Raw genomic sequence first — 2,450 nt, 5'->3', positions numbered from 1 at the left:
GCCGCTTCAGCTCGGCGGACTCCTCCGTCGTGGTGCCCGGCCGGGTGCCGGCATCGATCTGGTCCTGCCGTACCCACTTGCGCAGGGTCTCGGTCGTGCCGATGCCCAGTTTCTGGGCGACCGCTTTCATCGCGGCCCACTCGGTGTCGTACTCCGGCCGCACCTCGGCGACCATCCGCACCGCACGACGGCGCAGCTCAAGCGGGTACTGGGAAGAGCGTGCCATGACTCGATCCTCTCAAACGATCGAGTCCCTATCGAACCCGGAACGGTTCATCGCGAGTCCTGGGGGTTGAGGGCCTGTGAGCGCAGTTTTGCATACCGCTGGAGCATGATGCTGACCTCGTCGGGGTTCGTGATCAGAAGCCCACCACGCTGTCCTTCTGCGTACCCGAACCATCGGTGGTCCGGGGTCTCCAGCAACATCAGTGGCCCGTCGAATCCCGCGTGGTCGGGCTGTCGCAACGGCATGGCCTATAGCTCGACATTGAAACGGCTCGACTGAACGATCAAATGGTCGATCAGCTCGCTTGTAACGTCGTCGCCACCTGTCGCGCGCTCGATGAGCGCCTGCTCGACGATGAAGCTGAACGCGATGGGCGGCTTGTGGTCCAGGAGCCGCTGCCGCTCCAGACGTGCGGCCACCTGGTGATTCACCTGCTCCGCCTCCTTGACCGGCGGGACACTTGCGGTGATCGCTCGGGCGTAGGCCTCCGTCTGCAAGAACCCAGGGATGACGCGACACTCGTACGTCCAGTAGGTGATGGCGGACCTCTCCAGCCGCGCCCACTGCCGGAACCACGCCGCCAGCCCCGGCTGCCGGGCCAGGTGGGCCGCGGCCTTGCGCAGCGCGCCCGTGTTGCCCAGGGCCGGTTCCGCCCGCTCCACGAAGACCGGGTCCGGCATGCGGCGGCCCAACTCCACGGATGCCACCGTGTGTTTGGAGAAGCGGACCAGCTCGCCCAGCTCTGCCCGGCTCAGGCCGGCGTGCTCCCGCAACGCCTGGACGACCGCGCCGAACGTCCGCAGACTGTCCGAGCACTCGGACTCGCCGCCCGTGCCCGCCCCCAACGTGCTGTCCGCCACCATCGGCCACCTCCCGTGCACCCGCTCCCCGCCATACACATCGAACAACGATCGCGCTCACGGATAGTCACATGTGCTGCCTGCTCCGTGACCGCGTACGGCGCCGCGGCGTACGCAGTGTCTACCTGGTGAAAAGCTCTTCCGGGCCGCCGGATTGGGCCCATGACCGCACCATCCGCGCCTCAACGGCCGTTTGTCGTAAGTATGTTCACCCAGCGCTTCAGCTCCACCCCGCTCGGCGCCCGCCTCGCCCGGCACCTCGCCCTCGTCCAGCTGCACACCTGGGACGTCCCGCACGGCACCCCGCTCTCCGACGCCGCCGCCACGATCGTCGGCAAGCCGGCCGCCGACCGACGTCAGCCGTCGGAATCCGGCGACGGGATGTGGGTGCCTGGCGCGTCCTCCGGTGCGAGGATTTGTCCTCACCAGGGCACGGAGCTCTTTTCAACCTCACCGGGGTGCTGATGCGGCACCCCCTGGATGAGCAGGGCGGAGGGGTGAGGAGCAGGATGGGCGCCGTGCCCACCATGGTTGTCGAGATCCACGTGCCGTTGCTGCCGACTCCGAACCCGCCGGAAGGCGCCTACCCGTTCCCATGGATCGAGGAGATCGAGCACTTGCTGGCCGACCTCGAAGGCCAAGGTGACGTAGAGGTCTTCGAAGACGGAGAGGAGCACGAGGACGCCTACGTCTTCTTCGTCGCCGGAGCCGGTGAAGAGGAGATGCTGGCGGTGGCGTCCCGCGTGGCCACGCTGTCCGGAGTCCCCGCGGGGACCTTCGCGGGCGTCAGTGACGACGAGGCCGAGGAGTTCGGACTGGGGCGACACGTAGCGCTTCCGCTGCCTGCGGCTTGAGGCTCAGTGCGGGCCTCAGCCACCTTCCGGGGACCGGGTTGAACCGGGGTGGAACATCGCGCGCTGCGAAGTGGAACTCCTGGTAGACGGGTTGTCGACATTACTCCGGCAAGCACCACCGGCGCGAACGAAGGTCCAGGTGATCGCTGATCCGTTCGGGAACAGGATGTGGGCCTCGCCCGCGCTGCCCGGCGCGGTTCACGACGCCCCCGCAGCCCGTGAGCACGGCATCATCGAGACCCTGACCAAGGCCGTCAACCGGTCCCATGCCAAGATCCGCGCACTCGGCGAACAGGCCATGGCCTCTCTCAAGACCTGGCGATTCCTGCGCGAACTGCGGTGCAGCACCACCCGCATCACGGATCTGGTCCGAGCTGTCCTCATGCTCCACCTGCGCCGCCGCGGACCTCGGCCGGATCACCCGGGCTGTGAAGCGCAAACTCAAAGCGCCGCAGTGCCGCCCCGAGGCGATCGACGGCTGTCTCTCGGGCACCGGCTTGACTTTCAAGG

2 protein-coding genes and 3 pseudogenes are annotated in these 2,450 nt (G+C 67.6%); 3 read left to right on the top strand and 2 right to left on the bottom strand.

The genetic code is table 11. The features are described 5' to 3' along the window. Positions 1-226: pseudogene (locus RH94_RS39400) on the bottom strand (IS3-like element IS987 family transposase); the annotation flags it as partial. A 47-nt stretch (positions 227-273) separates the two neighbouring features. Beyond that, positions 274-1,089 (bottom strand): annotated as a pseudogene (locus RH94_RS04535) (helix-turn-helix domain-containing protein). A gap of 201 nt (positions 1,090-1,290) precedes the next feature. Between RH94_RS04535 and RH94_RS04530 the strand changes: the two are divergent. The 3 genes and pseudogenes from RH94_RS04530 to RH94_RS38555 form a co-directional block, all read left to right on the top strand. Continuing rightward, on the top strand, positions 1,291-1,551 hold the full coding sequence (locus tag RH94_RS04530) for a hypothetical protein (RefSeq protein ID WP_073946353.1): 261 nt from the start codon (positions 1,291-1,293) through the stop codon (positions 1,549-1,551). 62 nt (positions 1,552-1,613) lie between these two features. Further along, entirely contained in the window at positions 1,614-1,940 is a 327-nt protein-coding gene (locus tag RH94_RS04525; protein WP_234425534.1) for a hypothetical protein, read from the top strand. A 101-nt stretch (positions 1,941-2,041) separates the two neighbouring features. Further along, a pseudogene (locus RH94_RS38555) lies at positions 2,042-2,334 on the top strand (transposase family protein); the annotation flags it as partial. Positions 2,335-2,450: the final 116 nt, after the last annotated feature.

Origin of the sequence: Streptomyces kebangsaanensis (assembly GCF_001906585.1) — a bacterium.
Lineage (GTDB): Bacteria > Actinomycetota > Actinomycetes > Streptomycetales > Streptomycetaceae > Streptomyces > Streptomyces kebangsaanensis.
The sequence above is the reverse complement of the archived record's forward strand: the minus strand, read 5'-3'. Positions and strand labels throughout refer to the sequence as shown.

Bases quoted from the DNA above. Each gene is read 5' to 3' on its own strand.
- RH94_RS04530 (WP_073946353.1), top strand. From the start codon at position 1,291: ATGTTCACCCAGCGCTTCAGCTCCACCCCGCTCGGCGCCCGCCTCGCC.
- RH94_RS04525 (WP_234425534.1), top strand. From the start codon at position 1,614: ATGGTTGTCGAGATCCACGTGCCGTTGCTGCCGACTCCGAACCCGCCG.